Here is a 16,882-nt window from a genome sequence, read left to right as displayed (position 1 = left end):
GATGGGATACCATTAGGCCATTTCATGTCTCATGCCTGTCGCGCAAGGATGTGTCACTCAGTGGGGCATGGCCCGATGCCTTGGTCCAGGCGATCGGCCGTCGTGAACTCGCAACCGAAATCCGGATCGCTCACGATGCCGGGGTCAAGGATGTTGTCCCCGGTCGGCTTGTCCGCAGTCTCTACCCATTCGTGCATCGCCATGAACGACTCGACTTTTTCCTGCACGGTGAAATCGCAATGCCCCGTCGTCCTGACGGCGCGCTGCACCAGGCGGGAATCGTTGCCGTTCTCGTTGGCACGCCGGGCGTAGATCTGCTGCATGCTGAAGGGAACGAATAGATCACCAGTGGTGTGGGTGCTGACAACGGGAACGCTGAATTGGCCGAGAACCCTGGGGATCCAGCGCAGGCCGTCGGCCCGGCGTGCATTGGCGCCGTCGTCCGGCCTCACGGTCAGGATGTCATCGTTGAAATCCGTTGGTGTGCCGTCGGCACCCCGGTAGGTGATTCCACTGGTATCCAGGACGTTGGCATTGAGAATGCCGTCAATGGTGCCGTCGTCTGCGATGAAGCCTTGCAGTAGGTCTTGCCATCCGGCGAACGCGGCCGCGTACCCCGGCCGCTCGCCACCGGAGAGGTGCATCAGCACGTCCTTGAGTTCCTGGCCCCGCGCATTGACCTCCTCCGGGTAATCCTCCCAAAGGTGGTCGCGAATCGCCGCGACGATGTCTGGCGCATCCTGTTCCGGCACGGGGAACCGTGTACCGACCTCGGCGAGTTCCATGGCGGCGAGGTGGTAGGCCAGGAAATAGTTGAATAGCTCGGTGTCGCCCATGACCCCGCAGAACGGGGCGGCGCCCTGGTAGTCCACCACGTTGTTGGCGGTCTGCCGCGTTTCCTGCTCGATGGCTGCAGCCGTTACGTGACCGCCCATGGAGATCCCCATGATGTACTGTCGCGACGGGGCGGGCAGGTCGTCGCGTCCGTTCTCCGCGGCGATCTCCTGGAAGGCCAGTGCCAGGGCATTGGTGTCCTCGACTCCGGCGCGCACATCGTAGAAGTTGGTGCTGAAGCTCGACGCCGCCCAGGCAAAGCCCTGCTCGATCAGAAACTCGCGGATCCGAGGGTTGGAGACGTACAGATCCTTGTCATCGCCCCGGAAACCGTGGGCGTACATCACAAGGATTTCGTTCCAGTCGCGCTCGGGGACTTCAACGTGGTAGGCGGCCCCATTGAGTTCGCCGGTCCAGCGCTGCGTGGGGAGCCCCGGCAGTTCCTCGAGGGGGTCCGATCGCTCCGTGTTGATGACAAACTCACGTTGGTCGTGGGGGCGCGTTTCAACGTCACCACCACGGCTGCTGTTGCCACTGCCGAAACATCCCCCCAGACCCAGAACGCCGGCGGCGATCAGAGCTGCCGTGGCTCGACGACGGTATGCACGCATTTGCTTGCTCCTTCAAAGCGCGAATACACCGGCGTGTCGGCGCGGGTAGCCGTTGGATCAGCCGGTGCGCGATCTTCCTTAATCCTCTGCTCAAGGCTCCTGCGTGGCGGGACGTGTAGGGGTCGGTAGGGCGCGAATGCTGGTGCGACCAATCCTTGGGCAGTAGCCATTATCGTGTCGTCAATGTAGCCCACTGGAAAGGCTTGTGTCCATGCGCCGCTGTCGGCCATGGCGCAGGCGATCCCGGAGACGCAGCGGGATGTGGATGGACGCCGTGCAAGAGCTCGCAGAGGATTCCCGTAGCTCCGAAGAGCGAGCCGCGGTTGTCCGCGAGCGGACGGAGGTGGAGATGCGTGCTCTGGCGGCGAAGTCCGGTCATGTTCCGAAAAGCAACACCGGCGTTTTGGAGCCTTACATGGCCGAGGTGATGCGGTTACTGGACACCAGGGAATCGCTGTTCGCCTGCAATCGCGCGTGTCAGCTCAGGCCGCTGCTCCAGCAGGATGGGGCCATCGTTGACGGTCTCGTGAAGTCGGTCTGCGAGGATGTCCACAATCGTATCGTGCTCGCCAGCGAGGCGCGTCATCGTCGTTCGCAGCCGGGGGTTCCGGGCTTGCGCATCGTTGCAGATTGTTGCCACATCGCCATCCTCGCCGGCGTGGCGGCCCGGGGAGAGGAACAGCATTGACACCACCACGTGCTGGTCGCGGAAGCCCGGGCGGTCAAGCAAGCGTTCCAGCAGCGGCTCATTGAAACGGTATGCGTCGCCCTCCCGACGCTCCATGGAGGCGCCGGTCACCCGCGAGACCTGGCCGGCGAGCAGCACGCTCAGTTGTCCCGCCAGCACGTTGCGCACGGCGGTGACCTCAGGGATCGGGCTGCCGTGGTCCACGAGTGCGACCGCCGGTCTATCCTCTCCCGTGGCCGCAAGTACCCCGTCTTTTAGAATCTGGGCCAGCCGAAGGTCTGTGGTGCCGTGTAGATCCATCAGCGGCCGGGCAACGCGAACACGCACATCCGGACAGTTTTCCTGGAGTGTTCGCACCCGCTCGGGCACGTAGTCGGTGAGCGCCCGGCTGGGCCCGAAGAAAAACGGCAGGATGATGATGTCATCGACGCCATGCTTGGCCCAGCGCGTCGCGGTGGGGCCGAACGTCTTGGCGGCTTCACCGCCCAGGTCCGCTGCCGGCACCTTGTTGGAGTGCAGCAGCGAGACGGGCTCCACCTCCACGCTGGTGCGTGTGGTCAGGGCTGCGGCTACCCGCCGCAGGTTCAGTGTGGACGAGGGGCGCAGAGAGCCGTTGTCGACCAGGAAGACTTTGCGCATCGGCGAGCGGATCTCCCGTGCCAGGATTCTGATTGAGTCAAGTGTGTGCCGAAATCGCGGGCTCACAAACCAGAACACTAGTCGATGATGGACTGGTAGACCAGCGATCGCAGCTCACGCCGCATCGGGACAAGGGTCGATGGCATGAGCTGGGCCATCTGGATGACGATCAGGTCCTCCGCCGGGTCAATCCAGAACTGGGTATTGGCCATGCCGGTCCAGAAGTATTCGCCCTCGGAGCCCATGCTTTCCGCGCGGGCAGGGTTGAGCACCACAGCAAAACCCAGCCCGAAGCCCAGGCCGGCACCCATGTGGCAGTTGTTGAAGCGCGGTTCGCCCATGTCCGCCATGGTGCCCGGCAGGTGATTGCTGCGCATGAACTCCACCGTTTTACGCCCCAGCAGGCGGGCGCCCTCCAGCTCGCCGCCGTTGCGCAACATGAGGCAAAAGCGCAGATAGTCGGGGATCGTCGATGTCAGCCCGCCGCCCCCGGAGAACATGCGCACCGGCGCCTCGAAACGCCCGCCCGCCGCCGGATCAAACAACTTCAGCCCACCTGTGAGCTCGGGAGCAAGCAGTGTCGGCTCCGGGCCGACGCGCGGCGGGGGCATTCGCGTGCTGGATGTGTACATGGCTGAAAAGCGGTCAAGCCGCTGTTGGTCCACGGCGAACGCGGTGTCAGGCATCCCCAGGGGGTGGAAAATGTATTCCTGGAAGAACTGATCCAGGGGCTTGCCAGAGATGACTTCCACAATGCGCCCGAGGACGTCGGTCGAGACGCCGTAATTCCAACGGGTGCCGGGGTGGAAGAGCAACGGTAACTGTGCCAGCCGTTCCACCATCTCCGCTAATTCGTATCTTCCTGATGCGAAGCTGATCCCGTGGCGGTTATACAGGGCATCCACTGGCGAGGCCATGAAGAAGTCGTAGGTGAAGCCGGCGGTATGCGTAAGCAGATGGCGCATCGTGATCAGGCTGCGGGCCGGCAAGCACTGGTGCTCGTCCACGCTGCCGCTGACGAGCACCTGCATGTTTTTGAACTCAGGGAGAAATCGCGCGATGGGTTCGTCCAGCTGAAAAGCACCCTGTTCGTAGAGCATCATCGCAGCGACGCTGGTGACGGGTTTGGTCATGGAGTAGATGCGGAAGATCGAGTCCGCTTGCACAGGCGTTTTCGTCTCGACATCCAGCGAGCCCGTGCTGTCGAACCAGGCGGTCTCGCCCCCGCGATTGATCACAACGCTCGCGCCGGCGAGCAGCTCGCGCTCGACATGGTCCCGCATCCAGCGGCTGATGCGGCCCAGGCGCTCACTGGAGAGTCCTGCCTGTTCGGGGGATACCGTTTGCAACGCCCGCAACTCCTGTCGTGTCATGGGGAAGTAGCCTCCGAGGGTACTTGAATCCGTGCGGTTGGGGTATGCCTGGGCGATGTGGGCACGGCCCCGCTCGCCATGACCGGGGCCGTGCCAGCTGGCCGCGCAGCGTGAAGCCGCTCGACAGACGCTGACCGAGCTTCCTCCAGGGCCCAGACAAGCAGGCAGCGTAACTGTTCCTTCTGGCCCATCGCCGGCTGCGCCGCCCGCCAGGCGATCAGCACTGCCGCGAGCCCGGCACTGAGCAGTCCCGTCCCATACGCGAGCGCGTCCATGCCGTGCGAAGCGAGGTGTGGGGCTCCCGCGAGCAGCCCCACAGAGACCGTCAGGGCCAATCCACCGGGGAGGCTGCTCGTTTGTGGTTGACCCTGGCGTTGCATCTCCAGCTCCGCATCGCAGCAGCGCAGTGCGCGCTCAAGGGATTCACAACAGAAGTAATCGGTGTCCCGGAGGCGCTCGCAGAGCAGGGTATACCGCGCACCCAGCGCGCCGCGCCGATAGCGCCGCAGCAACCCGTTCAGGTGGAGCGCGCTGTGCCGATACTGGAATGCGGCGACGGCCCTGTCCTCGAGCACAAGGCCACCGAGTAGGCCGACGATCAGCACGACGGTGCCAACACTGATGGCTGTCCACCAACCCTCCGTCAGGATCGGTAGCACGGCCAGCGCCGTCAGTCCGGATACGAGGCAGACGCCGAGTGCCATTCCGGAGGAACTGCGCAGGTCATGGGTCAACAGCGCCAGCAGGATGCGCGCTCGCGAGCATTCACTGTAGAGCTGCTGGATGATGAGCCACTCTCGCAAGGCCGTTCTCCTCTCAGAACTGCAGGTCCAATCCAAGACTCGCCTGGACGGCGCGGGGAATCGAATCGCCTGCAAAGGAGCTCCTTTCCAGGGCGTAGGCGGCATCCAGGTGCAATGCCCGGAAGAAGGTGGCACCCGCGCTCAGGTAACTCAGTTGTTCGCCGGCGAGGTTTCGTTTGTACCCCAGGCGCGGGCTTGGCGCCCAGAACCGGTCGGGCATGTAGCTGCCCTGGATGGTTGCCCACTGGTAGTCGTCCCCGGTGGTATCGGCAGCGCTGTTGGCATCAAGCCCGGCATGGGCCACCCAACGGCGGTCGGGCGTATAGGCTGAACCTTCCAGGGTCAACTGCCGCTCCATGGTCCACGAGCTGCCGTTGCGCTTGGCCTGGGGATTGGCCTGGAAGAAGGCGCAGGATTTGCTGCCGGGGTTGTCGCAGGGGTCCGGATAGTCGAAGGACGGCGCGTTGATGTTCCGAAGCGTGGCTCCGAGCGAATAGATTTCCGACACCCACATCGCTCCGGCATGCACACCGAAACCACCGGATGTCTCCTGGTTCTCGTCGAAGGCGTCCTCGGCCGTCTCGCCGGTGTCATCCGAGTCATCGAGCAGCGCGCCGGAGCGTGCCAGCGTTACGCGGTACGCGCTCAGTGTGGTCCCGACATGCAGTGTGCCGGCCGCGTCGCTCCAGAGTTGACGTGCATAGCCGCCGCTCAGGCGCCTGACGACGCCGCCCTGGACCGCGAGACCGGCGTCGTTACTGGGGCGGAATTCAAACTCTTCAAAGCTGCCATCGCCGCCCGGATCAATGCGCAGCACCGCGTAGCCATCGTCGCTCGGAATGACCTCGAAGTCGGCGCCTTCACCGAGACGATCGGTATCAAAGTCGGCGAGCCCGGTGTTGAAGGCATCGCCGCTCGAGGACACTCCCACGCGCCCTTCCAGGTAGACGCCGTAATCCAACGTAATCACGCCGTCCAGTTGCTCGGAGCGAATACTCAATGGAGCACCTGGACCGGTGGCACTGGCGTTGACCTTGATGTACGCGTCGTCTGCGAGGTTGTTCACCAGGTGGTTGCTGCTGGCTTCGTAGGCGACTACGGCATCGATCACCGCCGCGTACTCTTCGAGGGTTGCCTGCTCGTCAAGATTCTGAATCCGGGATTCAAGAGTGGAGAAGTCGTCAGCGATCTGCTCGACATCACGGTCGAAATCGTCGGCCGCACCAATCTCCAAGCCCCCGCCGATACTTGAGAAAATGCCAACGCGAATCCGCCGATCCCCCAGGGATGGGGTGGCCGGATTCGCGGTGGCGGTGACGGTCAGTTCATGAGGGGCGGCACCATAGGTTAGTTGCGCCCCCGCCGACTGCCCCGCTTGGACCGCCTGGGCGCCAATAAGACTGACCGCGGCCAGACCCGCGGCGATGGTTGCTTGTTTGGTCATCCGTGATCGCCCCCTGCCAATTCGGTTTTCCGGCTTTATTTTTCGATTGGTGCGCTCGCCTTCCTTTGGCACCCGTGCCAGCACGCCTCTGCCAACCTATATGACGTCGCCGGCGCAGGCTGTGATCCGGCGCACACATTTCATGGGGACGGCCACGCCCAGCCGCCACTCGGTGCCAGGCAGGCGAAGGTGTCTTCACCGTCAATCTGCAATCCGACAAAACGACGGTTTACCGGCGGTTACTCATCGTGACGGCATCGATGCCTCGAAGCAGGTGGCTGTTGTCACAGGTCTCAGTGCAGGCGACGAGACGTTACACACCGGACGCCACACGCATGCCCGGCTCTGTTTGCCGGTTGAACTGCAATGCCGCCAGGTGCGCATATAACGGACTGCGCTCCAGCAACTGCGCATGGGTCCCCTGGGCCTCGATGCGGCCGGCGTGCATCACCACGATGCGGTCGGCGGACTGCACCGTGGCAAGGCGGTGCGCAATGACCAGGCTGGTGCGGTTGCGCATGAGATCCTCCAGCGCTGCCTGGATGCGTGCCTCACTGTCGGCGTCGAGGTTGCTGGTGGCCTCGTCCAGGAGCAATAGCGCCGGGTTCCGGAGGATGGCGCGGGCGATGGCGATCCGCTGTCGCTGCCCGCCAGAGAGTTGCACCCCGCCCGGGCCGAGAGGAGTCCCGAAGCCCTTGGGGAGCCGCTCCAGAAACTCCGTGCAATGGGCGGCGTCCGCCGCCCGCCGGACCGCGGCATCGTCAGCGTCCTGGCGCCCGTAGCGGATGTTCTCCCAGGCCGTACCGGTGAACAGTGTGGGCTCCTGAGCCACCAGACCGATGTGCGCCCGCAGAGCGGCTGGATCCACCTGACGGACATCCCGGCCATCGAAGCACACACGTCCCCCCTGCGGGTCGTAGAAGCGCAGCAGCAGGGCGAACAGCGTGCTCTTGCCGGCACCGGAGGGGCCCACCAGCGCTACACGTTCGCTGGGCGCGACCGCCAGGTCAAGATCCCTTAGCACCGGATCCGTGGGGCGCGCCGGGTAGGCAAACTGCACCCGCTCCAGCGATACGGCACCGCGCGCGGGTCGGGCGAGCGCAACCGGGTGTGCCGGCGTCTGAATGGCTGGCTCTGCGGCGAGCAGCTCCATGAGGCGTTCAGTCGCGCCCGCGGCGCGAAAGAGTTCGCCCGAAACCTCCGAGATCGCCCCGGTCGCCCCGGCAGCGAGCACGGCGTAGAACACAAAGGCCGACAGTTCGCCTGCGCTCATGCGACCGGCCAGCACGTCGTGGCCGCCTTGCCAGAGAATAATGCCGACGGCAGCAAACGCGAGCCCCATGGCCATGCCCACCAGCCACGCCCGCTGGCGTATCCGGTTCATGGCGGTGGCGAGGGCCTCGTCCACGTGACCTTCGAAGCGGCGCCGATCCGCTTCTTCGTGACCGAAGGCCTGAACTGTGCGGATGGCGTGCAGCGTCTCGCCGGCAAAGCTGCCCACATCGGCGACCCGATCCTGGCTGGATCGCGACAGCCGCCGCACCCGTCGCCCGAAAAACAGGATGGGAATCACAACAACCGGCAGACCAACCAGCACCAGCGCTGTCAATCGCGGGCTGGTGACAAACAGCATGGCCACCGCACCGACCAAAAGCAGCATGTTGCGCAACGCAATGGAAAATGACGAACCAAGAATCGTTTGCAGAACGCTGGTGTCGGTGGTCAACCGCGACTGAATCTCACCCACCCCGTTGAGCTCAAAAAAGGCGGGTTCCTGGCGCGTGACATGATCGAACACCGCCTTGCGTAGATCAGCGGCCACCCGCTCCCCAATCCACGAGACCAAATAAAACCGCACCGCAGAGGCAGCCGCCATGACCAGGATCACGCCCAGCGTGAGCGCCAGAAGGCGGTCGAGCTGCGCTGGATCATCCCCCAGAAACCCGTGATCCACCACCAGCCGCAACGCCTGGCCAACCGCCAGCACGCTGCCTGCCGCCACCACCAGGGCGATGGCCGCAGCGGCCACGCGCCAGCGATACGTGCGCAAAAAACCCAGCAAGTGGCGCAGGGGCCTCAGGCGTCGCGGGTCTGGCTGCTGTGTCGTTCCGTCTGCATGCTGCATGTGTGCTGTGTCGGCCTGCAACTCGTCAACAGATAGGGCCATTGCCCCCAACCGCACCATGGCGGTTGGGTCGAAACCGGCTCCAATGATATAAAGCCGATGATATCAACCCATTCGGATCTCGCGATGAATTTGAAGTCTCTGGAAAAACGGCTCACGTATCTCACCGCGAACGCCATCCGCGACTACCGGATGGTCGAGGACGGCGACCACATCATGGTTTGCCTCTCCGGCGGCAAGGACTCTTACGCCATGCTGGAGATGTTGCGCCTGTTACGAGAGCGGGCGCCCGTGCGCTTCGACATTACCGCGGTGAACCTCGATCAGAAGCAACCCGGGTGGCCAGAGTACACCCTGCCCGATTACCTGAATCAGCTCGGCGTCAACTACCGCATCCTGGAGCAGGATACCTACACCGTCGTCAAGAGCGTCTTGCCCGAAGGCAAGACCATGTGCTCGTTGTGCTCACGCCTGCGCCGCGGTGCCCTCTACACGGCCGCGGAGGAAATGGGCATGACCAAGATCGCCCTGGGCCATCACCGGGACGACCTCGTCGAGACCCTGTTTCTCAACATGTTCTATGGCGGCCGACTGGCCAGCATGCCGCCGAAGCTCAAGAGCAACGATGGCAAGCACGTCGTGATCCGGCCGTTGGCCTATGTGCCCGAGCGCTATCTGGAAGAGTATGCCGCGCGCAAAGCGTTTCCGATTATTCCATGTAACCTCTGCGGATCTCAGCCGAACCTAAAGCGTGCCGAAATCAAGCGCATGATTCGCGCCTGGGAAAAGGACGACCCGAACCGCCTGAATATCATCCTGCGGAGCATGCAAAATGTACGTCCGTCGCACCTGGCGGATACCGAACGCTACGATTTTGCCAGCCTGGAGGGGGGCACCGCCGCTGCAATGCCCGATCCCGTAACGGGGGAAGTGAACGCATACGCCGACCTGAAGCCTACTGCGAAGACCGTTCCCTTGACCTAGTGCCCCGGCATTGAGGTGCGACCGTAGGCTTCACGATGGCGCGGACTGCGTTATGCTGAATGGGCAGTGGAACTGCCGAAGTGGTCCCACAACACACGTTAGAACCCGGCAACAGTGGCGGAGCCCCCTCGTCGAGGCGTTCCGCCCGCATCCAGGAGGCGCGGTCCATGAGCATCGACAACGAACCACTCACGCCAGCCGAAGCCAATGAATATGAGGCCACGACACGTCGTCGGCTCTGGATTGGCTTGGCGCTCATTGTCACTGTGGTGGTCCTGCTCATTGTGGTTATCATGGAAAGCCGCTTTCGGCTCGGTCTGGGTGACCCGCAGCCGAGCGCTGCGCTGGATGAACGCATGGAGGCGGTTCTCGCCGAGCTTGCGCCCCTGCCCGGAGATGCCCGCGAGATACACGTGCGGACCCGGGGTGACCGGGCTCCGCACTACGCCGTGATCATCCGCGACGCGGACGGCGCGGTACTCTACGAACTCACACGCGGGGCGGCCACGGCCGGCTTGGTCGAGCACGGTACCCGCGCGGGAGACGCAGTGAGCTACCGAGTAAATCTGACACTCGATGGCGACGGGGGGCTGGTGGAGGGGGCCTACCGCCCGGATCGCGGGGTGGCCGTGGAGCGTTATCAGGAGATTGCAGAGGCCTTGCTACGCGAGACGGTCGCCGCCTGGCACGTCCATACCAGCCATCCACTGGAGGGAGTCGAGGAGCAATCGTCGGACGCGATATTTGATGCCTGGGACGAGGTCATCGACTGACAATCGTCACTCGCGGTCACGGGGCCGGGCAACGGATCGGCCCCGTGACCGAGGCGCCCGTGATGGGCATGCGTCGGTGGCGTGTGTCAAACTATCTTTGTGGCCCTGGGTATGTCCCCGGGCCGCAGATCACAGAGAGTCCCAACCAAGTAGCCCCGGTGGCGGAACTGGTAGACGCGCTCGACTCAAAATCGAGTGGCTTTGGCCGTGGGAGTTCGAATCTCCCCCGGGGCACCAATCTCCTTGGTTTACGCCCTCCATGCGTCGAAAGGATTTTTGTTTCGAACTACCGCAGGAGCTCATTGCTGAGCGGCCGCTGGAGCGGCGCACGGACAGCCGTCTGTTGTGTCTCGACGGTGACTCCGGCGCCGTTGAGGATCGTCGATTCGTCGAATTGCCCGATCTGCTGAGACCGGGGGATTTGCTGGTACTCAACGACACCCGTGTGATTCCGGCGCGCTTGTACGGGTGCAAGGCAACCGGGGGCCGCGTGGAAATCCTCCTGGAGCGGATACTCGATGCGGGCCGCGTGCTCGCCCACCTGCGCGTCAGCCGGGCGCCCAGCCTCGGCACAACCATCTCACTCGATGGCGGAGCCGAGGCACAGGTGGAAGGCCGGCGGGGTGCCTGCTTTGTGCTCGCCATCCACGGCGTGGAGGATCTCCTGGCGTTCCTGGAAGCGCATGGCCACGTGCCGTTACCGCCTTATATTCGGCGGCAGGACGAGCCGTTGGACCATGGGCGTTATCAGACAGTGTTTGCCCGAGAGCCCGGTGCTGTCGCGGCGCCAACCGCCGGGCTGCATTTCGATGTACCGCTCCTGGAGCGGCTTGCGGCCATGGGTATCGCGCAGGCACGTGTGACGTTGCACATCGGAGCCGGGACCTTTCAGCCGGTGCGCACCGAGACGGTGGAGGAGCACCGCATGCACAGCGAGGTGTTGCAGGTCTCGGAGGCAACCTGCGCGCAAGTCAAAGCGTGCCGTGAGCGCGGCGGCCGTGTGGTGGCGGTGGGCACAACCGTCGTTCGCGCGCTCGAAGGCGCGGTCTGCCACGGCGAGCTGGCACCGTTTCAGGGGGAAACCGACATTTTTATCTACCCCGGCTACCGCTTCCGCGTCGTTGATGCCCTGTTAACCAATTTCCATTTGCCCGAGTCCAGTTTGATCATGCTGGTCAGCGCGTTCGCTGGTCATGGCAGCACGATGGCTGCCTATGCCCATGCGGTCGCCCAGCGCTACCGCTTCTTCAGTTACGGCGATGCGATGTTTATTGCTCGTCCGGCTCGCGGGGCGCGGGCATGATGCGCTTCCAGTGCATGAGCACCGACGGTGCGGCTCGGCGCGGACGGCTTGAGTTCGCCCGCGGCACAGTTGAGACGCCCACATTCATGCCCGTTGGCACCTACGGCACCGTCAAGGCCATGACGCCGGGTGAATTGACGGACCTCGGCACCGAGATCATCCTGGGTAACACCTTCCACCTCATGCTCCGGCCGGGTACCGATGTCATCGCGGCGCACGGCGACCTGCACGATTTCACACAGTGGCAGGGGCCGATGCTCACCGATTCGGGCGGATTTCAGGTCTTCAGTCTGGGCAGGCTGCGCAAGATCCGCGAAGAGGGGGTGACGTTCCGGTCCCCGGTGGACGGGCGTCGCGTGTTCATGGGGCCGGAGGAATCCATGGCCGTGCAGCGGGTGCTCGGCGCGGATATGGTGATGAGCTTCGACGAATGCACGCCGCACCCGGCCACGCGGACCGAGTCCCAGCATTCCATGGAACTGTCCCTACGCTGGGCCGCGCGCAGTCGCGAGGCCCACGGGGATAACCACAACGCGCTTTTCGGTATCGTCCAGGGTGGGATGTACCATCAGCTGCGCAGGGCCTGCGCGCGCGCACTGCGTGATATCGGCTTTGAAGGCTATGCCGTGGGCGGGCTGGCCGTCGGCGAGAGCGAGGCCGAGCGCAATGCCGTGCTCGACAACGTGGAACCGGAACTGCCCGATGGTTGTCCTCGATATGTGATGGGAGTGGGACGGCCTCAGGATATACTTGAATCCGTGCGGCGCGGCATGGACATGTTCGACTGCGTGATGCCCACGCGCAATGCCCGCAACGGCTACCTGTTTACCCGTGGAGGGATGTTGCGGATACGAAACAGCCGTTTCAGTAAGGACACGCGGCCCATCGAACCGGGGTGCGGCTGCTATGCATGCCGGCATTACAGCCGCGCCTACATCAAGCACTTGGACCGCTGCAATGAGATCCTCGGCAAGCGCCTGGCGACGATCCATAACCTGTATTTCTACCAGCGCCTGATGCAGGAGCTGCGCGAGTCCATTGAGCAGGCCCGGTTGGCTGCCTATGCCGAAGAGTTCTACGCTCGGCTGTCGGCGGGTATCGACAGCCTGTAAGTGGGTCCACGACTGCCAGTGCGGAGCGCGCCATGTCGGCACGGCTGTGGCATAATGCGCGCCCGCTTGCCACGTATGGATTTGACGCCGCCTGGAAGCGGATGCATTGTTTGGCTCGTTTTAGTCATCCACATGAGGTTGATCCATGGAATTCTTTATCTCCAGTGCGTTCGCTCAACAGGGCGGCGAGGGCGCCGGTTGGACGGCGTTGCTCTTTCCCATACTGCTGATCGCTATTTTCTACTTCCTGCTGATCCGGCCCCAGGCCAAGCGCCAGAAGGAACACAAGAAGCTTGTCTCCGAGCTGGCGAAGGGTGACGAGGTGATCACCCAGGGCGGATTGCTCGGGCGGATTACGGACGTGGAAGAGACCTTTATCACCGTTGAGATCAACGACAACAACCAGGTGAAGGTCCAGAGGAACGCGGTCGCGCAGGTAGTGCCTAAAGGGACCATGAAGGGCAGGCCAGAACCCGCCGAGGCCAAGAAGGCCACCAAATAGGTGCCAGGCTACTTGCCATGAATCGTTACCCGCTGTGGACCTACCTCCTTATCCTCGGCGCCATCGGAGTCGGTGTGCTGTACGCCTTGCCCAACCTGTTCGGCGAGGATCCTTCGGTACAGATCACGCCCGTGCGAGGTGCCGTTGAGTTGCCTGAGATCGAACGGCAAGCGATAGACGCTCTGGACGAGGAGGGCATGGACTATTTCGCCACCGAGATCGACGAAGAGCGGGTGTTGATTCGATTCGACAGTCAGGATCTGCAGGTCGCCGCGGCGGATCTCCTCCAGGCCCGCCTGGGCAATGAGGTGACCGTCGCGCTGAACCTGGCACCGGCGACGCCGCAATGGCTGCGGTCGGTCTACGCCGAGCCCATGTATCTGGGCCTGGATTTGCGCGGCGGTGTGCACTTTCTGATGGACGTGGACATGGACGCCGCGGTCTCGCAGAGGCTGGAGCGCTACCAGAACGACTTCCGTAACCTGCTGCGCCAGGAGCGTATCCGTTACGGGCGTGTTGAAGTCGATGGGGACAACCGGGTGGTTGCCCGATTCAATGACGCGGCGGATCGCGAGCGTGCCTTCGATCTGCTTCGCGGCGAATACCGGGAACTCGGCCTGGACCAGGAAGAGCGGGATGGCCAGTACTGGCTGATTGCCAACATCCCCGAAGAGGAAAAGGAGGAAATCCAGCGCTTTGCTGTGCAGCAGAACATCACTACGCTGCGTAACCGCGTGAACGAGCTCGGAGTGGCGGAGCCGGTCATCCAGCAGCAGGGGACGAACCGCATTGTTGTCCAGCTGCCGGGTGTCCAGGATACCGCCCGTGCCAAGGAGATCATCGGTACCACCGCGACGCTCGAGTTCCGCATGGTCGACGAGGATCATTACCCTTATCGGGGCGAGGCGGATGATCCCCCACCCCCGGGCACTGTGAAGTACCCGTCACGTAATCCCCGCTACGGCGATTATGTGATCCTGGAACGCGAGGTGATGCTGACGGGTGAGTACATCATCGACGCCTCCTCCGGCATTGACCAGGAAACGGGCGGGCCGGAGGTCAACATCCGCTTGAGCTCCGCCGGCGGTGACATCTTTCACCGTGCCACCCGCCAGAACGTGGGCAACAGCATGGCGGTCGTCTTCATCGAGACGCGCCAGGAAACGCGCGAGCAAAACGGCGAGACAGTCCGGGAGCGCGTGCGTACCGAGGAAGTGATCAACGTCGCCACCATTCAGGAGCCGTTGTCGACTCGCTTCCGCATTACCGGCCTTGAAGACACCAGCGCGGCCCGGGATCTCGCGCTGCTGTTGCGGGCAGGCGCGCTGGCCGCACCCCTTGACATCATCGAGGAGCGCACGGTGGGTCCGAGCATGGGCCAGGAGAACATCGAGCGTGGCTTTATGGCGGTTGTCATCGGTTTTGTGCTCGTGGTGCTGTTCATGGCGTTCTACTACCGCGTCTTCGGCCTGATCGCCAACATGGCGCTGGTGCTCAACCTGGTGTTCATCGTGGCGGTGCTCTCCATGCTTCAGGCGACCCTGACGCTACCGGGCATTGCCGGGATCGTATTGACTGTGGGCATGGCCGTGGACGCCAATGTGCTGATATTCCAGCGAATACGCGAGGAACTGGCGGCGGGGCTGTCGCCCCAGCAGGCGATACACTCTGGCTACGCCAAGGCACTTTCCACGATCGCCGACGCCAACATAACGACCCTGATTGCAGCTTTGGTGCTGTTTCTCTTCGGCACAGGCCCGGTGCAAGGCTTTGCTGTGACGCTGTCGATCGGGATTCTCACCTCCATGTTCACGGCCATTGTGGGAACCCGTGCGGTGGTTAATCTGATTTACGGCCGGCAACGCCGGCTCACCCGTTTACCGATCTGAGGACGCAGAGGACGCGCGCCATGTGGCTGTTCAAGAAAACGCCCAACCTGGATTTTATGGGCTGGCGCCGCCTCGCGGGGCTCGTTTCCGTGATCCTGCTCGGCCTGGCGGTTGGGCTGCTGGTGGTGCGTGGGCTCAATTTCGGGATTGATTTCACCGGCGGCACGGTGGTCGAGGTGGGGTTTCCGGAGCCGGTGGATGTTGCTGCGGTCCGCGGCGCCCTGGATGGCGGTGGCCACGGAGACGCCGTGGCCCAGCATTTCGGCACAGCCCGTGAGGTGATGATTCGCCTGGGGCCGCGGGAGGATGAGGATGCCGAAGCACTGAGCAACCAGGTGGTGGAGACGCTACGGGACGCCTATCCGGATGTGGAGCTGCGGCGGGTGGAATTCGTTGGCCCGCAGGTCGGCGAAGAGCTCACGGAGCAGGGCGCCCTGGCAATGCTGGGGGCACTTGGCTGCATATTGCTATACGTCGCCTTTCGCTTCGAGTACCGGTTCGCTGCCGCTTCCGTGGCGGCGCTCGTGCATGACGTGGTGCTCGTCCTCGGTGTGCTCTCGTTGTTGCAGATATCCTTCGATCTCAGCGTGCTCGCCGCATTGCTGGCTGTGGTGGGGTACTCGCTGAACGACACGATCGTGGTGTTCGACCGCATCCGTGAGAATTTCGTGCGCATGCGCAAGGGCACCACCGAGGAGGTCTTGAATACCTCAATCAACCAGACCATCTCGCGGACGTTGGTGACGTCGTTCACGACCCTGTTGGTGGTGGTCTCCCTCTACCTCCTCGGGGGCGAGGTAATTTCCGGGTTCGCCTTAACATTGATTATCGGTGTCCTGGTGGGGACGTACTCGTCAATCTTCGTTGCCAGTGCCTCGGCTCTCGCCATGGGCGTCACCAAGTATGACCTTCAGCCCCCGGCCAAGGAAGGAGAAGAGCAGGAAGCCGAGGGCGAGAAGCTGCGCCCCTGATACCAGGGGCGCCCGGGTTTAGAATGACCAGCGGGCCCCCACGCTGATGGCGGAGAAGTCAAGATCGCTGGCGTTCACGTAGCGGATGTAATCGATGTTCACGTGGGCGCCGTCAGCAATCGAGAAGTCGGCGCCGATGCCCAGGCTAACGCCACTATCGCGGCGACTGACTGAGGCGTCATCCGTGTCGCGTCCGCCAAGCTCAACGCCGGCAACACCCATGACGCCATATAGCGACGTGTAACGGGTAATCGGTAAATCGCCGCGTACCAGGCCTGCGTATAAGAAATCCAGCTCGCGTCGTTCGCCCCCGGAGCGATCCGTACCGGTCCCGCCCAAGTGGGCCTCCACGGCGAACTGCTCGCTGATCTTGATCCCGACCCGCCCGCGTACGCCAAGGGCGGAGAAATCACTGCCCCCGTCCTCGTCCAAGAACCAGTTCATGGCGTCCATGCCCAGGTAGAACCGATCCTGCGCCTGGGCGCCGGTACTGGGGAGCGCCAGGGCAACTGCGAGCAACACGGATGGAATGCCGGTGCGGCGGACAAGGGCCTGCTGAGGGTGCATGGTGTCTCCTGAAAGCGTGCTGTCGACGGTCACACGAGTCTATACCAGCGCGAATGGAGTAGGTAAGAAACGCGTTCGTGCCGAAGCGAAGCCAGCTCTGCCTCCACGCGCGAGCGCAGGACAGGACACTAGTGTCCTGTCCTGCAAATACCGTTACGATTGTCGCGGCCCTGACGGCCCCTGGCGGCGTTGCGCCTCCTCGCCGTAGTCCCCGCTACGCCTCGTCGGCGCGCCTTGCCAGGAACCGTCAGGATCCACGCCAAT

The 16,882-nt window shown here is 63.4% G+C and carries 14 protein-coding genes and 1 tRNA gene; 8 read left to right on the top strand and 7 right to left on the bottom strand.

Annotated features, from left to right (window positions below):
• Positions 1-53 precede the first annotated feature (53 nt).
• The 6 genes from QZT63_RS17420 to QZT63_RS17395 form a co-directional block, all read right to left on the bottom strand.
• The gene (locus tag QZT63_RS17420; RefSeq protein ID WP_290652953.1) at positions 54-1,445 is read right to left on the bottom strand and encodes a hypothetical protein; all 1,392 of its coding nucleotides are present in this window, start codon (positions 1,443-1,445) and stop codon (positions 54-56) included.
• 433 nt (positions 1,446-1,878) lie between these two features.
• Entirely contained in the window at positions 1,879-2,772 is an 894-nt protein-coding gene (locus QZT63_RS17415) for a CbiX/SirB N-terminal domain-containing protein (RefSeq protein WP_290652952.1), read from the bottom strand.
• A gap of 77 nt (positions 2,773-2,849) precedes the next feature.
• Positions 2,850-4,145 carry a serine hydrolase domain-containing protein gene (locus tag QZT63_RS17410; protein WP_290652951.1) on the bottom strand — a complete coding sequence of 432 codons (1,296 nt, stop codon included), beginning with the start codon at positions 4,143-4,145 and terminating at the stop codon, positions 2,850-2,852.
• Entirely contained in the window at positions 4,142-4,948 is an 807-nt protein-coding gene (locus QZT63_RS17405) for a hypothetical protein (protein ID WP_290652950.1), read from the bottom strand. Before QZT63_RS17405 ends, QZT63_RS17410 begins: the two co-directional genes overlap by 4 nt.
• A gap of 13 nt (positions 4,949-4,961) precedes the next feature.
• On the bottom strand, positions 4,962-6,392 hold the full coding sequence (gene traF / locus QZT63_RS17400) for a conjugal transfer protein TraF (protein ID WP_290652949.1): 1,431 nt from the start codon (positions 6,390-6,392) through the stop codon (positions 4,962-4,964).
• A gap of 313 nt (positions 6,393-6,705) precedes the next feature.
• Positions 6,706-8,517 (bottom strand): ABC transporter transmembrane domain-containing protein, encoded by a 1,812-nt coding sequence (locus QZT63_RS17395; RefSeq protein ID WP_290652979.1) that lies wholly within the window; start codon positions 8,515-8,517, stop codon positions 6,706-6,708.
• 99 nt (positions 8,518-8,616) lie between these two features.
• On the opposite strand from QZT63_RS17395, the gene ttcA reads away from it, so the two are divergent.
• From ttcA to secF, 8 genes are all read left to right on the top strand, one after another.
• Positions 8,617-9,501: a tRNA 2-thiocytidine(32) synthetase TtcA gene (gene ttcA / locus QZT63_RS17390; RefSeq protein ID WP_290652948.1), complete on the top strand. Its 885-nt coding sequence runs from the start codon at positions 8,617-8,619 to the stop codon at positions 9,499-9,501.
• Positions 9,502-9,668: 167 nt separating this feature from the next.
• Positions 9,669-10,274, top strand: coding sequence for a hypothetical protein (locus QZT63_RS17385; RefSeq protein ID WP_290652946.1), 606 nt, complete (start codon positions 9,669-9,671; stop codon positions 10,272-10,274).
• A gap of 152 nt (positions 10,275-10,426) precedes the next feature.
• Positions 10,427-10,511, top strand: a tRNA-Leu gene (locus tag QZT63_RS17380).
• A 22-nt stretch (positions 10,512-10,533) separates the two neighbouring features.
• Positions 10,534-11,577: a tRNA preQ1(34) S-adenosylmethionine ribosyltransferase-isomerase QueA gene (queA, locus tag QZT63_RS17375; protein WP_290652944.1), complete on the top strand. Its 1,044-nt coding sequence runs from the start codon at positions 10,534-10,536 to the stop codon at positions 11,575-11,577.
• A complete protein-coding gene (tgt, locus tag QZT63_RS17370) occupies positions 11,577-12,689 on the top strand; it encodes a tRNA guanosine(34) transglycosylase Tgt (RefSeq protein ID WP_290652977.1) in 1,113 nt (370 codons plus the stop codon). The genes queA and tgt overlap by 1 nt, the downstream gene beginning before the upstream one ends.
• A gap of 145 nt (positions 12,690-12,834) precedes the next feature.
• Positions 12,835-13,191, top strand: coding sequence for a preprotein translocase subunit YajC (yajC, locus tag QZT63_RS17365; protein ID WP_290652941.1), 357 nt, complete (start codon positions 12,835-12,837; stop codon positions 13,189-13,191).
• Between the two features lie 17 nt (positions 13,192-13,208).
• Positions 13,209-15,080, top strand: coding sequence for a protein translocase subunit SecD (secD, locus tag QZT63_RS17360; RefSeq protein WP_290652939.1), 1,872 nt, complete (start codon positions 13,209-13,211; stop codon positions 15,078-15,080).
• A 20-nt stretch (positions 15,081-15,100) separates the two neighbouring features.
• Positions 15,101-16,051, top strand: a complete 951-nt coding sequence (gene secF, locus QZT63_RS17355) for a protein translocase subunit SecF (protein WP_290652937.1) — start codon at positions 15,101-15,103, stop codon at positions 16,049-16,051.
• A gap of 18 nt (positions 16,052-16,069) precedes the next feature.
• On the opposite strand, the gene QZT63_RS17350 is transcribed toward secF, so the two are convergent.
• Positions 16,070-16,618: a porin family protein gene (locus QZT63_RS17350; protein ID WP_290652935.1), complete on the bottom strand. Its 549-nt coding sequence runs from the start codon at positions 16,616-16,618 to the stop codon at positions 16,070-16,072.
• Positions 16,619-16,882: the final 264 nt, after the last annotated feature.

This window comes from Aquisalimonas sp., assembly GCF_007120195.1.
Taxonomy (GTDB): Bacteria; Pseudomonadota; Gammaproteobacteria; order Nitrococcales; family Aquisalimonadaceae; genus Aquisalimonas.
The sequence above is the reverse complement of the archived record's forward strand: the minus strand, read 5'-3'. Positions and strand labels throughout refer to the sequence as shown.